Source organism: Streptacidiphilus monticola (assembly GCF_042658505.1).
GTDB classification, from domain to species: Bacteria; Actinomycetota; Actinomycetes; order Streptomycetales; family Streptomycetaceae; genus Streptacidiphilus; species Streptacidiphilus monticola.
This window is the reverse complement of the sequence record NZ_JBHSQJ010000054.1, coordinates 4,010-21,244: the sequence shown is the minus strand read 5'-3', so window position 1 is coordinate 21,244 and position 17,235 is coordinate 4,010. Positions and strand designations below refer to the sequence as shown.

At 73.5% G+C, this 17,235-nt stretch carries 17 protein-coding genes, 2 tRNA genes and 1 pseudogene; 12 read left to right on the top strand and 8 right to left on the bottom strand.

Annotation, left to right across the window (positions count from 1 at the left end; translation table 11 throughout):
* Nucleotides 1–49: 49 nt before the first annotated feature.
* The 6 genes from aroA (at nt 50) to ACFP3V_RS13765 (ending at nt 4,905) form a co-directional block, all read left to right on the top strand.
* Complete coding sequence (gene aroA, locus ACFP3V_RS13790; RefSeq protein WP_380583273.1) at nt 50–1,378, top strand: 3-phosphoshikimate 1-carboxyvinyltransferase; 1,329 nt, start codon at nt 50–52, stop codon at nt 1,376–1,378.
* A 9-nt stretch (nt 1,379–1,387) separates the two neighbouring features.
* Nucleotides 1,388–2,410, top strand: coding sequence for a ribosome small subunit-dependent GTPase A (gene rsgA, locus ACFP3V_RS13785; RefSeq protein ID WP_380583272.1), 1,023 nt, complete (start codon nt 1,388–1,390; stop codon nt 2,408–2,410).
* Nucleotides 2,411–2,515: 105 nt separating this feature from the next.
* The gene (locus tag ACFP3V_RS13780) at nt 2,516–2,839 is read left to right on the top strand and encodes a DMT family transporter (protein ID WP_380583313.1); all 324 of its coding nucleotides are present in this window, start codon (nt 2,516–2,518) and stop codon (nt 2,837–2,839) included.
* 10 nt (nt 2,840–2,849) lie between these two features.
* On the top strand, nt 2,850–3,641 hold the full coding sequence (gene hisN / locus ACFP3V_RS13775; protein ID WP_380583271.1) for a histidinol-phosphatase: 792 nt from the start codon (nt 2,850–2,852) through the stop codon (nt 3,639–3,641).
* Between the two features lie 151 nt (nt 3,642–3,792).
* Nucleotides 3,793–4,452 (top strand): DedA family protein, encoded by a 660-nt coding sequence (locus ACFP3V_RS13770; RefSeq protein WP_380583270.1) that lies wholly within the window; start codon nt 3,793–3,795, stop codon nt 4,450–4,452.
* 36 nt (nt 4,453–4,488) lie between these two features.
* Complete coding sequence (locus tag ACFP3V_RS13765) at nt 4,489–4,905, top strand: Fur family transcriptional regulator (RefSeq protein WP_380583269.1); 417 nt, start codon at nt 4,489–4,491, stop codon at nt 4,903–4,905.
* 22 nt (nt 4,906–4,927) lie between these two features.
* On the opposite strand, the gene ACFP3V_RS13760 is transcribed toward ACFP3V_RS13765, so the two are convergent.
* From ACFP3V_RS13760 to ACFP3V_RS13750, 3 genes are all read right to left on the bottom strand, one after another.
* Entirely contained in the window at nt 4,928–6,679 is a 1,752-nt protein-coding gene (locus tag ACFP3V_RS13760; RefSeq protein WP_465270097.1) for a tetratricopeptide repeat protein, read from the bottom strand.
* A gap of 178 nt (nt 6,680–6,857) precedes the next feature.
* Nucleotides 6,858–6,931 (bottom strand) — tRNA-Met (locus ACFP3V_RS13755).
* A 669-nt stretch (nt 6,932–7,600) separates the two neighbouring features.
* Nucleotides 7,601–7,674: transfer RNA gene (locus ACFP3V_RS13750), tRNA-Met, on the bottom strand.
* A gap of 81 nt (nt 7,675–7,755) precedes the next feature.
* Here ACFP3V_RS13750 and ACFP3V_RS13745 point away from each other — a divergent pair.
* The 3 genes from ACFP3V_RS13745 to ACFP3V_RS13735 all read left to right on the top strand — a co-directional run bounded on the left by ACFP3V_RS13745 (nt 7,756) and on the right by ACFP3V_RS13735 (nt 10,446).
* Nucleotides 7,756–8,304 carry a PPA1309 family protein gene (locus ACFP3V_RS13745; RefSeq protein WP_380583268.1) on the top strand — a complete coding sequence of 183 codons (549 nt, stop codon included), beginning with the start codon at nt 7,756–7,758 and terminating at the stop codon, nt 8,302–8,304.
* A gap of 61 nt (nt 8,305–8,365) precedes the next feature.
* Nucleotides 8,366–9,223: a tryptophan 2,3-dioxygenase gene (locus ACFP3V_RS13740; RefSeq protein ID WP_380583267.1), complete on the top strand. Its 858-nt coding sequence runs from the start codon at nt 8,366–8,368 to the stop codon at nt 9,221–9,223.
* Nucleotides 9,220–10,446, top strand: coding sequence for a kynureninase (locus tag ACFP3V_RS13735; protein ID WP_380583266.1), 1,227 nt, complete (start codon nt 9,220–9,222; stop codon nt 10,444–10,446). The genes ACFP3V_RS13740 and ACFP3V_RS13735 overlap by 4 nt, the downstream gene beginning before the upstream one ends.
* A 155-nt stretch (nt 10,447–10,601) precedes the next feature.
* Here ACFP3V_RS13735 and ACFP3V_RS13730 read toward each other — a convergent pair whose 3' ends face one another.
* From ACFP3V_RS13730 to ACFP3V_RS13715, 4 genes are all read right to left on the bottom strand, one after another.
* Nucleotides 10,602–11,651, bottom strand: a complete 1,050-nt coding sequence (locus ACFP3V_RS13730) for a YlbL family protein (RefSeq protein WP_380583265.1) — start codon at nt 11,649–11,651, stop codon at nt 10,602–10,604.
* 54 nt (nt 11,652–11,705) lie between these two features.
* Nucleotides 11,706–11,870 carry a hypothetical protein gene (locus tag ACFP3V_RS13725; RefSeq protein ID WP_380583264.1) on the bottom strand — a complete coding sequence of 55 codons (165 nt, stop codon included), beginning with the start codon at nt 11,868–11,870 and terminating at the stop codon, nt 11,706–11,708.
* 102 nt (nt 11,871–11,972) lie between these two features.
* A complete protein-coding gene (locus ACFP3V_RS13720; RefSeq protein ID WP_380583263.1) occupies nt 11,973–12,416 on the bottom strand; it encodes a molybdenum cofactor biosynthesis protein MoaE in 444 nt (147 codons plus the stop codon).
* A gap of 89 nt (nt 12,417–12,505) precedes the next feature.
* Complete coding sequence (locus ACFP3V_RS13715; RefSeq protein WP_380583262.1) at nt 12,506–13,666, bottom strand: NAD-dependent epimerase/dehydratase family protein; 1,161 nt, start codon at nt 13,664–13,666, stop codon at nt 12,506–12,508.
* A gap of 133 nt (nt 13,667–13,799) precedes the next feature.
* On the opposite strand from ACFP3V_RS13715, the gene ACFP3V_RS13710 reads away from it, so the two are divergent.
* Together ACFP3V_RS13710 and ACFP3V_RS13705 are read left to right on the top strand one after the other, a co-directional pair.
* Entirely contained in the window at nt 13,800–15,341 is a 1,542-nt protein-coding gene (locus ACFP3V_RS13710; RefSeq protein WP_380583261.1) for a zinc-dependent metalloprotease, read from the top strand.
* Entirely contained in the window at nt 15,338–15,895 is a 558-nt protein-coding gene (locus tag ACFP3V_RS13705; protein ID WP_380583260.1) for an NUDIX hydrolase, read from the top strand. The genes ACFP3V_RS13710 and ACFP3V_RS13705 overlap by 4 nt, the downstream gene beginning before the upstream one ends.
* 62 nt (nt 15,896–15,957) lie before the next feature.
* On the opposite strand, the gene ACFP3V_RS13700 is transcribed toward ACFP3V_RS13705, so the two are convergent.
* Nucleotides 15,958–16,503: a M48 metallopeptidase family protein gene (locus ACFP3V_RS13700; RefSeq protein ID WP_380583311.1), complete on the bottom strand. Its 546-nt coding sequence runs from the start codon at nt 16,501–16,503 to the stop codon at nt 15,958–15,960.
* A 271-nt stretch (nt 16,504–16,774) separates the two neighbouring features.
* Here ACFP3V_RS13700 and ACFP3V_RS13695 point away from each other — a divergent pair.
* Nucleotides 16,775–17,235, top strand: a pseudogene (locus ACFP3V_RS13695) (ThiF family adenylyltransferase); the annotation flags it as partial.

The following is a 17,235-nucleotide window of genomic DNA, read 5'->3' as shown; positions in this document are numbered from 1 at the left end:
CCGGGTTGCGGCGCGCCCCCGGGGTGGGCCTCCGCGATAACCTCGACGCATGACCGACGCCGTGACGGAAGACCTGTGGACCGCCCCCACCGCGCCCGCGCCCGTGGATGCCGTGGTGACCGTGCCCGGGTCGAAGTCCGCGACGAACCGGGCGCTCGTGCTCGCCGCCCTCGCCGCCCAGCCGGGGTACGTCCGTCGTCCGCTCCGCAGCCGGGACAGCCTGCTGATGGCCGAGGGCCTGCGCCGCATGGGCATCGGTGTCGAGGACGAGCTCAACTCCTCCACCGGCGTGCCCGGCGGCGGTGACGCCTGGCGCGTCCTGCCCGCGCCCCTGGCCGGGCCGGCCACGGTGGACGTCGGCAATGCCGGGACGGTCATGCGCTTCCTGCCGCCCGTCGCCGCCCTCGCCGACGGCCCCGTCCACTTCGACGGCGACCCGCGCTCCCACGAGCGGCCGCTCCACGGCGTCATCGACGCACTCCGCGCCCTCGGTGCCCGCCTGGAGGACGAGGGGCGCGGCGCGCTCCCCCTGACCGTGCACGGCACCGGCGGACTCGTCGGCGGCACGGTCACCCTGGACGCCTCCAGCTCCTCGCAGTTCGTCAGCGCGCTGCTCCTGTCCGGCGCCCGCTTCCAGCAGGGCGTCGAGGTCCGCCACGTCGGCGACCCGGTCCCCTCGCTCCCGCACATCCGGATGACCGTCGAGATGCTCCGCGCCGCCGGGGCGCAGGTGGACGCGCCGGAGGACGGCGGCGAGCCCGACGTCTGGCGGGTCGCCCCCGGCGCCCTGCTCGGCCGGGACCTGGTCGTCGAGCCCGACCTGTCCAACGCCGCGCCGTTCCTCGCCGCGGCACTGGTCACCGGTGGCACCGTGGTCGTCCCCGACTGGCCCGAGCGCACCAGCCAACCCGGCGACCAACTGCGCGACCTGCTCACCCGGATGGGCGGCGAGGCCCAGCTCACGGACGAGGGGCTGCGCTTCACCGGTTCCGGCCGGGTCCTCGGCATCGACGCCGACCTGCACGAGGTCGGTGAGCTGACGCCGGTGATCGCCGCGCTGGCGGCGCTCGCTGACGGTCCGTCAACCCTGTCCGGCATCGCCCACCTGCGGCTGCACGAGACGGACCGGCTCGCCGCGCTGGCCCGCGAGATCAACGGCCTGGGCGGTGACGTCACCGAGACCGAGGACGGCCTGCGGATCGACCCGCGTCCGCTGCACGGCGGCGTCTTCGCCACCTACGACGACCACCGGCTCGCCACCGCGGCCGCCGTGATCGGCCTCGTCGTGCCCGGCGTCGAGGTCGAGAACATCGCCACCACCGCCAAGACCCTGCCCGACTTCCCCACTCTCTGGGCCGACATGCTCGGAAAGGGCTGACCCGGATTCATGCGCCGCTACGGAAAGGACGCCGACGAGGACGACATCCGCAACCGCCCCTCCCGCCGGGGCTCCCGCCCCCGCACCCGGATCCGGCCGACCCACGAGGACGCCGCCGAGGGCATGGTGCTCACCGTCGACCGCGGTCGGTTCACCTGCCTGATCGACCCCGGCACCCGGCGCGAGCGCGAGATCAACGCGATGAAGGCCCGCGAGCTGGGCCGCAAGGGCGTCGTCGTCGGCGACCGGGTCGCGCTGGTCGGCGACCTGTCCGGGGAGCCGGGCAGTCTGGCCCGCATCGTCCGCGTCGAGGAGCGCGACTCCACCCTGCGCCGCACCGCGGACGACGACGACCCCTACGAGCGGATCGTCGTGGCCAACGCCGACCAGCTGGCCATCGTCACCGCCCTGGCCGACCCCGAGCCCCGGCCCCGGCTGATCGACCGCTGCCTGGTCGCCGCGTACGACGCGGGCATGGAGCCGCTGCTGGTGCTCACCAAGGCCGATCTGGCCCCGGCCGAGCCGCTGCTCGACGTCTACGCCCCGCTCGGCGTCCGACACGTCGTCACCGACCGGGAGCAGCTTGCCGGTTCGGGCGCGGAGGCGGTGCGGGACCTGCTGCGGGACCGGATGACCGTGTTCATCGGCCACTCCGGCGTCGGCAAGACCACGCTCGTCAACGCGCTGGTGCCGGACCGGCAGCGGTCCACCGGCCACGTCAACGCGGTCACCGGGCGCGGCCGGCACACCACCACCTCCGCCCTGGCGCTGCGGCTGCCGGGCAAGGGCGGCGGCTGGGTGATCGACACCCCCGGCTTCCGCTCCTTCGGGCTCTCCCACATCGAGCCGTCCCGGGTCATCCACGCCTTCCCCGACCTGGAGCCCGGCACCGCGGCCTGCCCGCGCGCCTGCAGCCACGACGAGCCGGACTGCGCGCTGGACGCCTGGGTCGCCGAGGGCCACGCCGACCCGGCGCGGCTGTACTCGCTGCGCCGGCTGCTCTCCACGCGCGAGGCGCACGAGGGCGACTGACGGGGTCTCAGGCCGGGCTCAGCAGGGTAGACCAACCAGACATGCAGCGTCCGTACGCGGGGCGCAGGATGGTGATCACTGTCGGCCCGACCGGAGGTGACCTTGCTGGCCTGGCTCATGGTGGTGCTCGCCGGTCTGCTGGAGACCGGCTTCGCCGTCTGCCTCAAGCAGAGCCACGGCTTCACCCGGGTCTGGCCGACGATGGGCTTCTGCTTCTTCGCCCTCGGCAGCTTCGGCCTGCTGACGCTCTCGCTCAGGCACCTCCAGGTCGGCCCGGCGTACGCGGTGTGGACCGGGATCGGCGCGGCGGGCACCGTCGTCTACGGCATGGTCTTCCTGGGCGAGACGGTCTCGGTGCTGAAGCTCCTCTCCGTCTCACTGGTTCTCGTCGGCGTGGTCGGGCTACAGCTGAGCGGGGCTGCCCACTAGGGTCGGCCCTATGGCCGACTACCACGACGATCTGCGTCTCGCCCACGTCCTCGCGGACCACGCGGATTCGGTGACGACGGAGCGCTTCCGGGCGCTGGACCTGCGGGTCGAGACCAAGCCCGACCTCACCCCGGTGAGCGACGCGGACAAGGCCGTCGAGGACCTGCTCCGCGGCGACCTGCAGCGGGCCCGCCCGCGCGACGCGGTGATGGGCGAGGAGCAGGGCAGCACCGGCCAGGGGCCGCGCCGCTGGGTGATCGACCCCATCGACGGCACCAAGAACTTCATCCGCGGCGTCCCGGTCTGGGCCACGCTGATCGCGCTGATGGAGCTGGGTCCGGGCGGCGAGCAGCCGGTCGTCGGCCTGGTCTCCGCCCCGGCGCTGGGCCGCCGCTGGTGGGCGGCGAAGGGCTCCGGGGCGTTCACCGGACGGAGTCTGACGCGGGCTCAGCGGATGCAGGTCTCCGAGGTCTCCCGGCTGGAGGACGCCTCCTTCTCGTACTCCTCCCTCTCGGGCTGGGAGGAGCGCGGCGCGCTCGACGGCTTCCTGGACCTGACCCGTGCCTGCTGGCGCACCCGCGCCTACGGCGACTTCTGGTCGTACATGATGGTCGCCGAGGGCGCGGTGGACATCGCCGCCGAGCCCGAGCTGTCGCTCTGGGACATGGCGGCCTGCTGCGCGATCGTCGAGGAGGCGGGCGGCCGCTTCACCGGCCTGGACGGCATCCCGGGCGTCCGCAGCGGCAACGCGGTGGCGAGCAACGGCCTGCTGCACGGCGAGGCGCTGCGGTTCCTGGGCTGAGCTCCCGCCGGAAGGCCACGGGAGGCGGCTCCGGGAGGCGGTTCCGGGCCGATCAAGGAACCAGGGGCGGGCCGGGCACGTTGGAACCGGTACGGTTGACCCGTTCTTTACCTTGGCCCGGCCCTTCTCTCCTGCCCCGCGGAGGACGTTCATGTCCTGGATCAGCGACCACCTGCTGGCGCTCAACGCGACCTTGGTCCTGGTCGCCGTGTTCCTGCTGCCGGCGCTGGAGTCCTCGGTCTTCCTGGGCTTCCTGATCCCGGGCGAGACGGCCGTCGTCATCGGCGGAGTGACCGCCTACAACGGGCACACCCAGCTGTGGCAGGTGCTGGCCTGCGCCGTCGCGGGCGCGATCATCGGCGACTCGGTCGGGTACGCGGTCGGCAAGCGCTGGGGCGACACGCTGCTCGGCCGTCTGCCGCAGCGGCTGATCAAACCCGCCCACGTGCGGCAGAGCAAGGAGCTGATCCGCCGCCTGGGCGGTCGCGCCGTCTTCGCCGGCCGCTTCGCCGCGGCCCTGCGGGCGCTCGTCCCCGGCCTGTGCGGCGTCTCGGAGATGCCGTACCGGCGGTTCCTGTTCTGGAACGTGCTGGGCGGCGCGGTCTGGGCCACCGGCTTCGTGCTCCTCGGCTACTTCGCCGGTGCGGGCTGGCACCGGGTGGAGCACTACGCCAGCGTCGCCTCGTGGATCTTCGTCGGCGTGATCCTGCTCGCAGTGGCCGGGCTGGTCCTGCTCAAGCGCCGCGCCGAGAAGCGCGCCGAGGCCTGGCTGGACGAGCCCGCGGCCGACGAGGTGACGGAGAACGTCTGACGGGCCGTCAACGACCGCGTTGGTACTCTCGTACGCATGAGTGACCTGCTGGAACGACTGAGGAACCGCGGCTGGCGGCTCACCGCGCAGCGGCGCGTGGTCGCGCAGGTGCTCGACGGGGACCACGTCCACTACACCGCCGACGAGATCCACGCCCGCGCGGCCGAACTGCTCCCCGAGATCAGCCGGGCCACCGTCTACAACACACTGGGCGAACTGGTCAGCCTGGGCGAGGTGTTGGAGGTCTCGACGGACGGCCGCGCCAAGCGGTACGACCCCAACGCCCACCACGCCCACCAGCACCTCGTCTGCGAGGCCTGCGGCGCCATCCGCGACGTCCACCCGATGGGCGACCCCATCGCGGCTCTCCCTGACGCGGAGCGCTTCGGCTTCACCATCTCCGACGTCGAGGTCACCTACCGCGGCCTCTGCCCCGACTGCGCGGCCCGCTGACCGCCCCTCCGGCGGGCTGTCCTCATGCCGTCGCGCGAAGGGCGTCGAGGAGGCGTTCGGCGCGGGCGGTGACGCCCTCCGGCCCCAATTCGGCGGCGCGGCTGCACCAGGCGCGGGCCGCACCCAGGTCCCCCGCCCGCGCGGCCAGCAGGGCAAGCCGCAGCGCGGCCCGCCCGTGCCCCGCCTCCGCCGCCCGCATGTACCAGAGGCGGGACTCCGACGACTCGGCGGAATCCAGCAGCAGGCCCAGGTTGAACGCACCGCTCCGGCTGCCGCCTTCGGCCGCGATCCGGTACCAGCGCTCCGCCGCCTCCGTGTCGCCGCGCTCCGCGGCGCGCACGCCGACCCGTACCTGTGCCCGGCCGTGGCCGGCCTCCGCCGCCGCGCGGTACCAGCGCTCCGCGCCGCCGTCGTCCTCACGCCGCTCCAGGATCACCGCCAGCCGGAACGCGCCCTCGACCGAGCCGCCTTCCGCAGCCTGCCGGTAGCGCGCGGCAGCTGACGCCAGGTCACCTCGGCGCTCCTTCGCGACGCCGAGCTGCAGCGCCGCCTCGGCGTGCCCCGCCGCGGCCGCGCGGGCGTACCACTGGTGCGCCGCCGGCAGCTCGCCCCGGCGCTCGTGCAGGATGCCCAGGTTGAACGCGGCGTCCGCCGAACCGGCCTCCGCGGCCTTGGAGAACCAGGGTTCCGCACCGGGCTCGTCGCCGCGGTCCAGCAGCATCACGGCCAGCGCGTTGCAGGCCTCGCGATGCCCGGCGTACGCGGCCTGCCGGTACCACTGCTCCGCCTGGGCCTCGCGGCCCGAACCGACGCACAGCAGACCGAGGTTGTAGGCGCCGCTGACCTCACCGAGGCCCAGCGCCGTGCGGTACCACTGCTCGGCCATCTCGGTCTCGCCCCAGTCGGCGTGCAGCGTGCCGAGCGCGTTCGCGGCGTTGCCGTCGCCGGCCTCGGCCGCCTCGCGCCACCAGTCGGCGGCGCCGACCTCGTCACCGCTGTCGCGCAGCAGGAAGCCCAGGGCGCAGGCCGCGCCCGGCTCCCCCGCCTGCGCGGCGGCGCGGTACCAGCGGGCGGCCTCCTCGCGCTCACCGCGGGCCTCCACCACCGCGCCGAGGCGCAGGGCGGCCGGCCCGTGGCTGCGGGCGGCGGCCTGGCGGTACCAACTCTCGGCGTCCTCAGTGTCGTTGGCCGCCTCGCGGAGCAGCCCGACCCGGAAGGCGGCCTCCTGGTGGCCGACCTCGGCCGCGACCCGGAACCACTTCTCGGCTCCCGCGCTCTCCTGCCGGTGCTCCAGCAGGTCGCCCAGCGCGAAGGCGGCGTGGGTGTGGCCCTGCTCGGCCGCCTGCCGCAGCCAGTACTCGGCGCCGGGCAGGTCCCCCTGCTCGCGCAGGTGCAGCCCGAGGGAGTGCGCGGCAGGGGCGCTCCCCCCGACGGCGGCCTCGCGCCACCACTGTGCGGCTTCGACGGCGTGGCCGCGTTGGTGCAGCAGCACGCCCAGGTTGTTCGCGCCCGCGCGCAGGCCCTCGGTGGCGGCGCGCCGGAGGTAGGGCTCGGCGTCGTCGAGAGCGCCCCGGCGCAGCAGCATCGCCCCGAGCAGGCTGGCCGCGCCCGGGTCCCCTGCGTCGGCGGCCTCCCGGTAACGCGCCTCCAGCGCGCCCTCCTCACGGGCGGCCAGCTCGTCCTCGAAGCTCTGGCCCTGACGGGCATGGGGAAGCTGCGGCCCGCCGGCCGGCTCGTCGTCAGCTACGACGCCGTTCTCAGCGATCATCGACATACCGACTCCTGCGTCCCCCGGGTCCGGGGCGTCACCCTCTACCCGCGTACCTCCGTGTATATCGCAGCAACGAAGGTCACTTCAGCTCTTTGTCGATTTCGCGACAGATTCCCTCGGACGGCGTCGTCTCCCGGACAGACATCAGGCCCGGTGCGGGTGCACCGGGCCTGATCTTCAGTAGCGGGGACAGGATTTGAACCTGCGACCTCTGGGTTATGAGCCCAGCGAGCTACCGAGCTGCTCCACCCCGCGTCGTTGTGTCTTCACCTTAGAGGCCCGGCCCCGACCAGTGCAAATCCATTCCCCCCGGGCCTTCCGGCAACGGCCTCCGCCCGAACCCCCACGGGCGGGGCGCCCCGCCCCGCCGCCGACGGGCCGCAGGCCCGACGCTCGGCGGCCACGCCCTCCGGGCCGGGGGCATGCCACCCGCAGACCCCAACACCGAGGCCGGCCGCCCGCGGCCCCCAGGGGCGCGGGCCGAAGGGCCCGGAGTCGGGCACGCCCACCGGCCGGAGGCCGAGGCCCGTAGTACCGCGCCAGGGGCTGGCCGCCTGAGGCGCCCGCGCCCGCGGGCCCGCGGGCCGAGCCCGGCATGCGCTCCGGGGCTGGGCCAAGGGCCATTGGGTTCTCCGGGGAGCCAGCCGGTCGGCACACCCCGGGCCGGAGACCGGCGAGCGAAGCGTCTGGGACTCAACCCGCACGAGGCGGCCGCCCGCCGCGGTCTGGCCCGCCAGGAACCAGGAGCCCCAGGCCGAGGCAGCCAGGCCGGCCCGGCCGTCAGCGGGGGCGAGGGGCAAGCGAGGGGCATCGGGCCACTCGGGGGCCGCAGCTTGCGGGCCGCGCCGGGGAGCCCCAGGTCAACGGCGGGCAGGAGAGACGCCGAAGGCCCGGAGGAGAACCTCCGGGCCTTCGGCGTTCGAGTAGCGGGGACAGGATTTGAACCTGCGACCTCTGGGTTATGAGCCCAGCGAGCTACCGAGCTGCTCCACCCCGCGTCGTTGTGTCTCAACCGTAGCACACCGCACGGGCGGATCGAGAATCGCATTTCACCGGCACCCGCGTGTGAGGATGGACCCATGTCCGACGCCACCCCCTCCGCACCGCCCGCCGCCCGTCCGTTGACCCGGGCCGCGCTGGAGATCGACGAGTACGCCGCGGGCCTCGGCTGGGACCAGCCCGCCCGCCTGTTCGCCCTGGTCGACACCGCCGCCCTGCTGCGGGACGAGCCCGCGCTCGCCGCGCAGCTCGGCCTGGAGGCCGGCGCCGAGGGCGAGCTGACCCCGATCGAGCAGGACGAGCTGCCCAAGGGCGCCGCCCTGGACGAGTTCCTGGGCACCATCGCCTGGCCCGACGCCGTGGCCGGCTGCGCCCTGGTCGTCGAACGGCTGATCCTGCCCCCCTCCGCCGAGGCCCAGCTGCCGAAGGGCATCTCCGAGCGCGAGCTGAACAAGTGGGTCGCCGAGCACCCGGAGCGGCAGGAGGTCCGGATGACGGTCGCCGTCCTGCGCGACGGGAGCCGGGAGACCGCGCTGCGGCTGCGCGAGAAGGACTCCCCGCGCGAGGTGCTCACCGGGCCCGACCTGGTCCCCGGCCTGGCGGACGCGCTGCTGACCACCTTCTCCTGAGCCGGGGCTCCCCCAGTACCATCTCCCGACTCCTGCACCCACCCGAGAGCGAGAGACACCGATGACAACGTCGTCATCGCCCAACACCCGGGACGTAGAAGCGGGCATCCACCGCGACCTCCGGGAAGAGATCACCTACGGCGGCTACCTGAAGCTCGATCAGCTCCTCAGCGCCCAGCAGCCGTTGAGCGATCCGCCGCACCACGACGAGCTGCTGTTCATCATCCAGCACCAGACCTCCGAGCTCTGGTTCAAGCTGGTGATCCACGAGCTCCACTACGTCATGGAGCGCCTGGCCGCCGACGACCTGGCCCCGGCGCTCAAGTCGCTGGCCCGGATCAAGCACATCCAGCGGCAGCTGCTGGAGCAGTGGACGGTCCTGGCCACGCTGACCCCGAGCGAGTACGCGCAGTTCCGCGGCTCGCTCGGGCACTCCTCCGGCTTCCAGTCGGCGCAGTACCGGATCGTCGAGTTCCTGCTCGGCAACAAGAACACGCAGATGATCGAGGTCTTCGACCACGAGCCGGAGACCCGCGCCCGGCTGGAGGAGGCGCTGCACGCGCCCAGCCTCTACGACGAGTTCCTGCGGTACCTGGCGCGGCACGGGCACGACGTCCCCAAGGACCTGCTGGACCGGGACGTCACCCGGGCGCACAGCTTCCACGAGGGGCTGATCCCGGTGCTCAAGGAGATCTACGAGCACCCCGAGGATCACTGGGCCGCCTACGAGACCTGCGAGGAACTGGTGGACATCGAGGAGAGCTTCCAGCTCTGGCGGTTCCGGCACCTGAAGACGGTGACCCGGATCATCGGCTTCAAGCGCGGCACCGGCGGCTCGTCCGGGGTGTCGTTCCTCAAGGCCGCGCTGGACCTCAGCTTCTTCCCCGAACTGCTCGCCGTCCGCACCGAGATCGGATGACCGCCGTGCCCGCCATCACGCTGTCCGAGGCCGAGCGCTTGGACGCCGAGGACGTCCTCGGCCACTTCCGCACCCGTTTCGTGGAGCCGGCCGACGCCGGGATCGTCGCCTACCTCGACGGCAACTCGCTGGGCCGCCCGCCCAAGGCCACGCTGGAGCGCTGGTCCGCGCTCGGCCGCGGCGAGTGGGGCACCCGGCTGATCCGGGCCTGGTCCGAGGGCTGGATGGAGCTGCCGGAGCAGATCGGCGACCGCCTGGGCCAGGCCGCGCTCGGCGCGGCGCCGGGACAGGTGGTGATCGCGGACTCGACCAGCGTCTGCCTCTACAAGCTGCTGCGCGCGGCGGTGGCGATGCGGCCGGGCCGAACCGAGATCGTCACCGACCGCCACAACTTCCCCACGGACAACTACGTGGTCCAGGGCATCGCCGCGGAACTGGGGCTGACGGTCCGTTGGATCGACACCGACCCCGACGGCGGCGTCAGCGTGGACCAGGTGGCGGCGGAACTGTCCGAGCGCACCGCCGTGGTGACGCTCTCTCATGTCGCCTACCGCTCGGCCTGGATCGCGGACCTGCCCGGCATCACCGCCGCCGCCCACGCCCAGGGGGCGTTGGTGGTCTGGGACCTGTGCCACAGCGTCGGCTCGATCCCGGTGGAACTGGACGCCGACGGCGTGGACTTCGCGGTCGGCTGCAGCTACAAGTTCCTCAACGGCGGCCCCGGCGCGCCCGCGTTCGTGTACGTGCGCGCCGAGCACCAGGAGCAGTTCCGCCAACCCGTGTGGGGGTGGATGGGCGGCGCGGACCCCTTCGCCATGGAGCACGGCTACCAGCCGGCGACCGGCATCCGCCGGGCCCTGTCGGGGACGCCGCCGATCACCGGCATGGTCGGCGTGGACGAGGGCGTGAAGCTGGTGGCCGAGGCCGGGATCCAACGGATCCGGGAGAAGGCGGTGGCCCTGGGCGAGATGGTGATCGGCCTCGCCGACGAGTGGCTGTCCCCGCTGGGCGTCCGGGTGGCCTCCCCGCGGGAGGCGGGGCGTCGCGGCGGCCACGTGACGCTGGCTCGGGACGACGCGCCCGACCTGGCCAAGCGCCTGATCGACGCGGGCGTCGTCATCGATTTCCGTCCTCCGGACGGGATCCGCGTCGGCCTGTCCCCGCTCACCACCGGCTTCGCCGAGACCTGGCGCGCGATGGAGAAGTTCCGCCGGCTCAGCTAGTCACACCCCCGCAGGGGCGCGAGGACACTACGCGACCAGCCCACCACTCGGGGAGGTCCGGCCCCATGTGCGGGACGAAGCTCCCCGAGTGGTGTGTTGCTCGCGCCGAGGCGGCGGAGCCGCACATGTCAACAGCCTCGCCCCCGGGGGTGCAACTAGCCGCAGGTGGGGAGGGTGGAGGTGGCGCCGGAGCGGATGGCGGAGAGCGCGTCGAGTGCGCCCTTCAGCGTCGTCTCCTTGATGAGCTTCAGGCCCGCAGGGGGGCTCGACGCCGCTTCCGCGCAGTTGTCGGCCGGGACGAAGAAGTACTGCGCACCCGCGTTCCGCGCGGCGATCAGCTTCATGCTGATGCCACCGATCGGGCCCACGTTCCCCTGGTCGTCGATGGTCCCGGTGCCGGCCACGAACTTGCCGCCGGTGAGGTCCGTGGGCGTCAGCTTGTCCACGATGCCCAGGGCGAACATCAGGCCCGCGCTCGGGCCGCCGACGTCGCCGAGGTTGATGTCCACCTGGAACGGGAACGTGTGCTCGGTCCCCGGCTGGATGCCGACGAAGGCCTTGCCCGTGTCCGGGTTCTTCGCGGTGGTGACGGTCACCTGCTTGGCCGTGCTGGTGCCCTTGGGCGTGATGCCGAAGACCACCGTCTGCCCGGGCTGCTTCTTCCGCACCAGCGTGCCCACCTGGTCCGGGGTGGTGACGGCGGTCCCGTCCACGGTCCGGATCACGTCGCCGGCGTGCAGCTTGCCCACGGAGGGGCTGTTCTCGACCACGGCCGCGACCACGACCTCGCTGCCCACCTTGTAGCCCAGCTGCTTGAGCGCCGCCGCCTTCGCGCTGTCCTGGGAGGCGGAGAACTCCTCGGCGTTCTGCTGCTCGGCCTGCTGCTCCGTCTGGTTGTCCGGGTAGAGCGTGCTGTGCGGCACGATCGCCGTGTCGCTCTGGAACCAACCGGCCAGCGCCGCAAGCAGGTTGGGGCGGTAGTCGGCGCTGCTGACCTCGACCGTGGTCATGTTGAGGTTGCCCGTGGTCGGGTAGGTCTGACGGCCCGTCACGGTGATCACCGGCTTGCCGTTCTGCGTCCCGAGCGTGTTGTACGTCGGCCCGGGGCCCATCTGCGCGTACGGGACCGGCAGCAGCAGGGCGGCGCAGAGCAGCCCGATGAGCAGGAGCGTGGACGCGAGCATCGTCGCGGAGCGGCGTGGCATGGCACGACAGTACGGGACGCGCATGAGCGGGCGCCCGCCGGACCACTGCCCGGGTTACGGCTGTCCGGGTTTGCGCTCCATCGCCTCGCGGAACCGCTCGTAGCCCGCCAGGGTGTCGCTGTCCCCCGGCTTGGCACGGGTGCGCGCGGACCAGCTCCCCCAGAGCGCGGCCAGGATTCCGGCGGCCACGGGGATGGTCAGCCAGGTCAGTACACCCATGTCGTGCTCCCAGCGCTTGCGTGCGTATCTGCAGACTATCCGCTCGTCAGCAGAACGACGCGAGGCGCATCGGGGTCACGGGTGATCCGCCGGGCGGGGCTGTCAGCAGGCGCCGACCCACTCCTCGGTGCCGTCGGCGAAGCGCTGGTGCTTCCAGATGGGGACCTCGTGCTTGAGGTCGTCGATCAGCCTGCGGCAGGCGGCGAACGCCTCGCCCCGGTGGGCGCAGGAGACGGCGACGATCACCGCGGCGTCGGTCACCCGGAGGTCCCCGATCCGGTGGACGGCCGCCAGGGCGCGTACCGGGAAGTCGGCGGCGACCTTCTCCGCCACGCGGCGGAGCTCCTGCTCCGCGCTGGGGTGGGCACTGTAGGAGAGCGCGGTGACGCCCTTGCCCGCGTCGTGGTCGCGTACCGTCCCGACGAAGACGGCGGTCCCGCCGGCGGCGTCGTCGCCCACGGCGGCGTAGACCTCGTCGAGCGAGAGCGGGGTGTCCCGGATCGCGAGCAGCTTGATCGGGTCCTGAGGGTCAGCCATGCGCACCATCATGACGCACCTGCCCGGCCGAACGGGAGTACAAATTCCGCATCGTGATATTGCGCTTCCGTTCGAAGCCGCGGGCGGCTGACGGGCCGTCAGACCTGGCGGCGCTTACGGGCGCGGCGGACCAGGGCGGCGGTGCCCACCAGGGCCACGGTGGCGCCTGCCGCGCCCAGGCTCGTCGCAGCGTCCTTGCCGGAGAGCCGCCGGCCTGCGACCGCGTGGTTGCCCTCCACCTGGGTCAGCAGCTCGGCGAGCACCTCCTCGTTGGTGCGCGTCGGCCGCCAGCCCGCCTCGTGCAGGCGGGAGCCGGAGACCACCCACGGGTACATGGTGTAGGCGAGGTCCGCGGCCGGGGCGGGGGTCAGGCCGAGCCGGTGCAGCCGGGCGGCCGTGCCGAGGGCGAGCGTGGCGGGGAGCTCCATCCGGCGGATGCCGGTGATCTGCTCCACCTCCTCCTGCTCCAGCCAGCCGTCGCAGCCGACGGTCACCTCCCCCTCCACCAGGCCCAGCGCCGCGTACTCCAGCGCGGCCGCCAGGTCCTCGACCGCGCAGAACTGCCAGCACGGGCGGGAGCCGGCCACCACGAGCAGGCGCGGGGCCTCGAAGTGGCGGGTCAGCACGGTGTCCACGTCGGGCCCGACCACCACGGCCGGGCGCAGCACGGTCACCGACAGGCCGGGGTGGGCCATCGGCGCGCGCTTGGCCAGGCGCTCGATCTCCAGCAGGTCGCCGACCACCGAGGCCTCCTCGGTGGCCCGCAGCGGCGCGTCCTCGGCCAGCGGCACATCGTTGTCGGCCAGCGCCCCGTAGACCATCGCCGAGGTGCAGAGCACCACCCGGTGCACGCCCGCCGCGGCCGCCGCGGTGACGACGGTCTGGGTGCCGCGGACGTTGTAGGCGCTGCGCGCCTTGGGGTCCGCCGCCATGCCGAGGTCCAGGGCGAGGTGGACCACGACGTCCACGCCGGCCAGCCGCTCGGCCACGGCGGGGTCGCGGACGTCGAGCACCCGCCACTGGACCCCGCGCACGTCCCCGCGCCGCTCGTCGATGGCGAGCACCTTGCGCACGGCCTTGGAGCGGGCCAGCCGCTCCGTCAACCGGGCGCCGATGCCCGAGGCCGCGCCGGTCACCGCCACCACCAGGGGCGGACCGTCGTAGTCGGGCCCGGCCGGGAACTCGGCCACCTCCGCGGCCGCATGGGCGCCCTCGTCCTGGGTCAGCCCAGAGCGAACGTGCGAAGGTGGGGAACTCACCGGCTAACCTCCACGGTTAGTTTTGACGGGTACGTAAGTTCACGTACCGGACCATCCTGCCCGAGCCCAGGGCACGGCGGTGCACCGGCACCAGCCGTGTTCCGGCCCCGGCCGACCAATCGAGGCGACTCTCGTGAGCGACATCCCCTTCGGCTTCGGCCTTCCCCCCGAGGAGCCCGAGGAGGGCAAGCCGGGCAAGGGCAACAACGAGAACAGCGGCTCCGGAGGTTCCCCCGGAGGTCCCGGCAACCCCTTCGGGTTCGGCTTCCCCGGCTTTCCCGGCCTGCCCGGGGGCGCGGGCGGTCCCGGCGGGGACAACCCGCTGGCGGCCCTCTTCGGCAATCTGACGCCGGGTGATCTGGGCGCCGCCTTCCAGCAGTTGGGGCAGATGCTGTCGTCCGACGGCGGCCCGGTGAACTGGGAGCTGGCCACCAACCTGGCCCGCCAGGTCGTCGTCCAGGGCGTGCCGACGTCCTCCGGGGAGGTCGGTTCCAAGGACCGCTCGGTGAGCGCGGGCGAGAAGGCGGCCGTGGCCGAGGCGGTCCGGCTGGCCGAGCTGTGGCTGGACGGCACCACCGCCTTCCCGGCGGCCTCGGCAAGCGCCACGGCGTGGAGCCGCGCCGAGTGGATCGAGGCCACCCTCCCGGTCTGGAAGGCGCTGGTCGACCCGGTCGCCGAGCGCGTCGCGGGCGCGATGGGCGGCGTCGTCCCCGAGGAGATGCAGGCCATGGCCGGGCCGCTGCTCGGCGTGATGCGCAGCATGGGTGGGGCCATGTTCGGCACGCAGATCGGCCAGGCGCTCGGCGCCCTCGCCGCCGAGGTGCTGTCCTCCACCGACATCGGCCTACCGCTGGCCCCGGCCGGCAAGGCCGCGCTGCTCCCGCAGAACATCGAGGAATTCGGCACCGACCTGTCCGTCCCGGCCGACGAGGTGCGGCTCTACCTGGCCCTCCGCGAGGCGGCCCACCAGCGGCTGTTCTCGCACGTGCCCTGGCTGCGGCAGCACCTGCTCGGCGCGGTCGAGGCCTACGCGCGCGGTATCAAGGTGGACGCGGCCCGGCTGGAGGACCTGGTCGGCCAGATCGACCCGGCCAACCCGGAGTCGCTGCAGGAGGCCATGGCCGGCGGGCTGTTCCAGCCCGAGGACACCCCCGAGCAGAAGGCCGCGCTGGCCCGGCTGGAGACGGCCCTGGCCCTGGTCGAGGGGTGGGTGGACGCGGTGGTCCACGCCGCGGCCGCACCGCACCTGCCGCACGCGGACGCGCTGCGGGAGACCCTGCGCCGCCGTCGGGCCTCCGGCGGCCCGGCCGAGCAGACCTTCGCCACCCTGGTCGGCCTGGAGCTGCGCCCGCGCCGGCTGCGCGACGCCTCCCGCCTGTGGGCCTCGCTCGCCGACGCCCGCGGCACCGACGGCCGGGACGCGCTGTGGGAGCACCCGGACATGCTGCCCACCGCCCAGGACCTGGACGACCCGGACGGCTTCGTGCACCGCGAGACGGAGGTGGCCGGCATCGACTTCTCCAAGCTGGTCGACCAGTTGCTCAGCGGTGACGCCGGCCAGGGCGTCGGCGGCACCCAGCAGGCCCCGGGGAAGGGCGAGCAGGAGAGCCCGAAGAACGACGGCGAGGGCGACACCCGCGGCGAAGACGGCCAGGGCGGCGAGGGCAAGGCGTGAGTGCGCTGCACGCGGACGCGGTGCGCGTCCTGACCGAGTGGGACGCGCCCGACGCCGAGCAGGACCTGCTCCGCCGCGACTACCTGGACCACCTGACGGCCCGTCAGGACGGGGTCTGGCGCAGCTGCCGCCCCGCCCACATCACCGCGAGCGCGCTGGTGGTGGACGCGGACCGGGCGCGGGTGCTGCTGACGCTCCATCCGAAGGTGGGCCGCTGGCTGCAGTTGGGCGGCCACTGCGAACCCGAGGACGCCACGCTGGCCGAAGCCGCGCTCCGCGAGGCGCGGGAGGAGTCGGGTATCGCGGCCGGGCTCGCGCTGGGACATGCCGCCCCGGTGAAGCTGGACCGGCACGCGGTCCGCTGCGCGGGGAAGGACCAGCCCGAGAACACCCACCTCGACGTCCAGTACGTCGTCCTGGCTCCGGCCGGGGCGGTCGCCACGATCAGCGAGGAGTCCGACGACCTGCGCTGGTTCCCCTTCGACGCCCTGCCCGAGCTCACCGACAGCTCCGTGCGCGAGCTGGCCGCCCACGCACGGAAACTGCTCGCCTGACCACGCCCCACCGGGGGCGTGAGGACCGGCCTTCGGCCGGGAGAGCTCGCGCCCCAGCGGCGTCAGCGCTGGTGGGGCAGGTGCTGGGCGGCGACGACGCCTTCGAGGTAGCCCTTGGCGCGATCGGTGTACGGGTACGCGGCCAGCAGGTTCCAGAACCGCTGGCTGTGGTCGGGCACGAGCAGGTGCGCCAGCTCGTGCATCAGCACGTAGTCGATCACGTAGCCGGGCATGCCCTGGAGCCGGTGCGAGAGGCGGATCGTGCGCTGCGACGGCGTGCACGAGCCCCAGCGGGTGTTCTGGTTGGTGACCCACCGCACGGAGCGGGGGCAGGCCAGGCCGTCCAGGTAGCGATCGGACAACTCGGCCGCGCGCTCGGCGAGTTCCTCGTCCCCGAGTCTGTGCCGGTCCTCCTGGGCCGCGAGCTTGTCGAGCATCAGCGCCACCCAGCGCTTCTCCTCCGCGGCCGACATCCGGGCCGGGATGAGCACGACGGTGCGCCCGCCCTCCCGGTAGGCGGAGACGGTACGGCTGCGCCGGGCACTGCGGCGCACCTCGATGTCCTGCGCGCTCGGCCCGCCCGCGCTCGCGGTGGAACCCGCGGCCAGGACGCGTCGACGCAGCGCAGGAGGACGGGAATCCTGTCCGGCTGCCACGGCGGAGACGTTACCTGCCGGGGGTGACAGAAGTCCCCCCTTCCTGGCCGAAATTCTTCGTTCGGGTGGCCGAGGCCACAGCTGATAGCCAGGCAAAACATCGCCAAACCGGACCAACCGACGGCCCAGTTCATCAGATCTTCATCACAGGCCTGTGGATAACTTTCGGGCCTTGTCGGCGATCCGGGGCAGTCTCTCCTGTGCGATCCCCCGGGAGGTTCCGATGCGTCCTTGTCTGAAAACCGCCCTCCGCCGCGCGTGGCGCGACGCCGAGACGCTGCAGTTCGGCGTCCGGCCCGAGCACATCCGGCTGCTCCGGCCGGCCCGGGCCGAGCTGGCCCTGCTCGACCTGCTGGACGGCAGCCGGGAGCTGCCCGCTCTCGTGGCCGAGGCCCGGCGGCTCGGCGTGCCGGTGCGCCGGCTCCGCGGGCTGCTCGGCGAGTTGCGCGGCTCCGGGCTGCTGGACGACGCCGGGGCCAGGCAGCCGCTGCGCGCGGAGTGCCCGCAGCCCGAACTCGCCCGGCTGGAGCCGGATCTCGCGGCTCTCGCCCTGGTCCATCCGGCGCCCGGGGCCGGGGACGCGGCGATGCTGGCGCGCCGCACGCTGCGGGTCGAGGTCCGCGGCGCGGGGCGGGTCGGTGCCTCGGTCGCCGCGGTGCTGGCGGCCGCCGCCGTCGGCCTGGT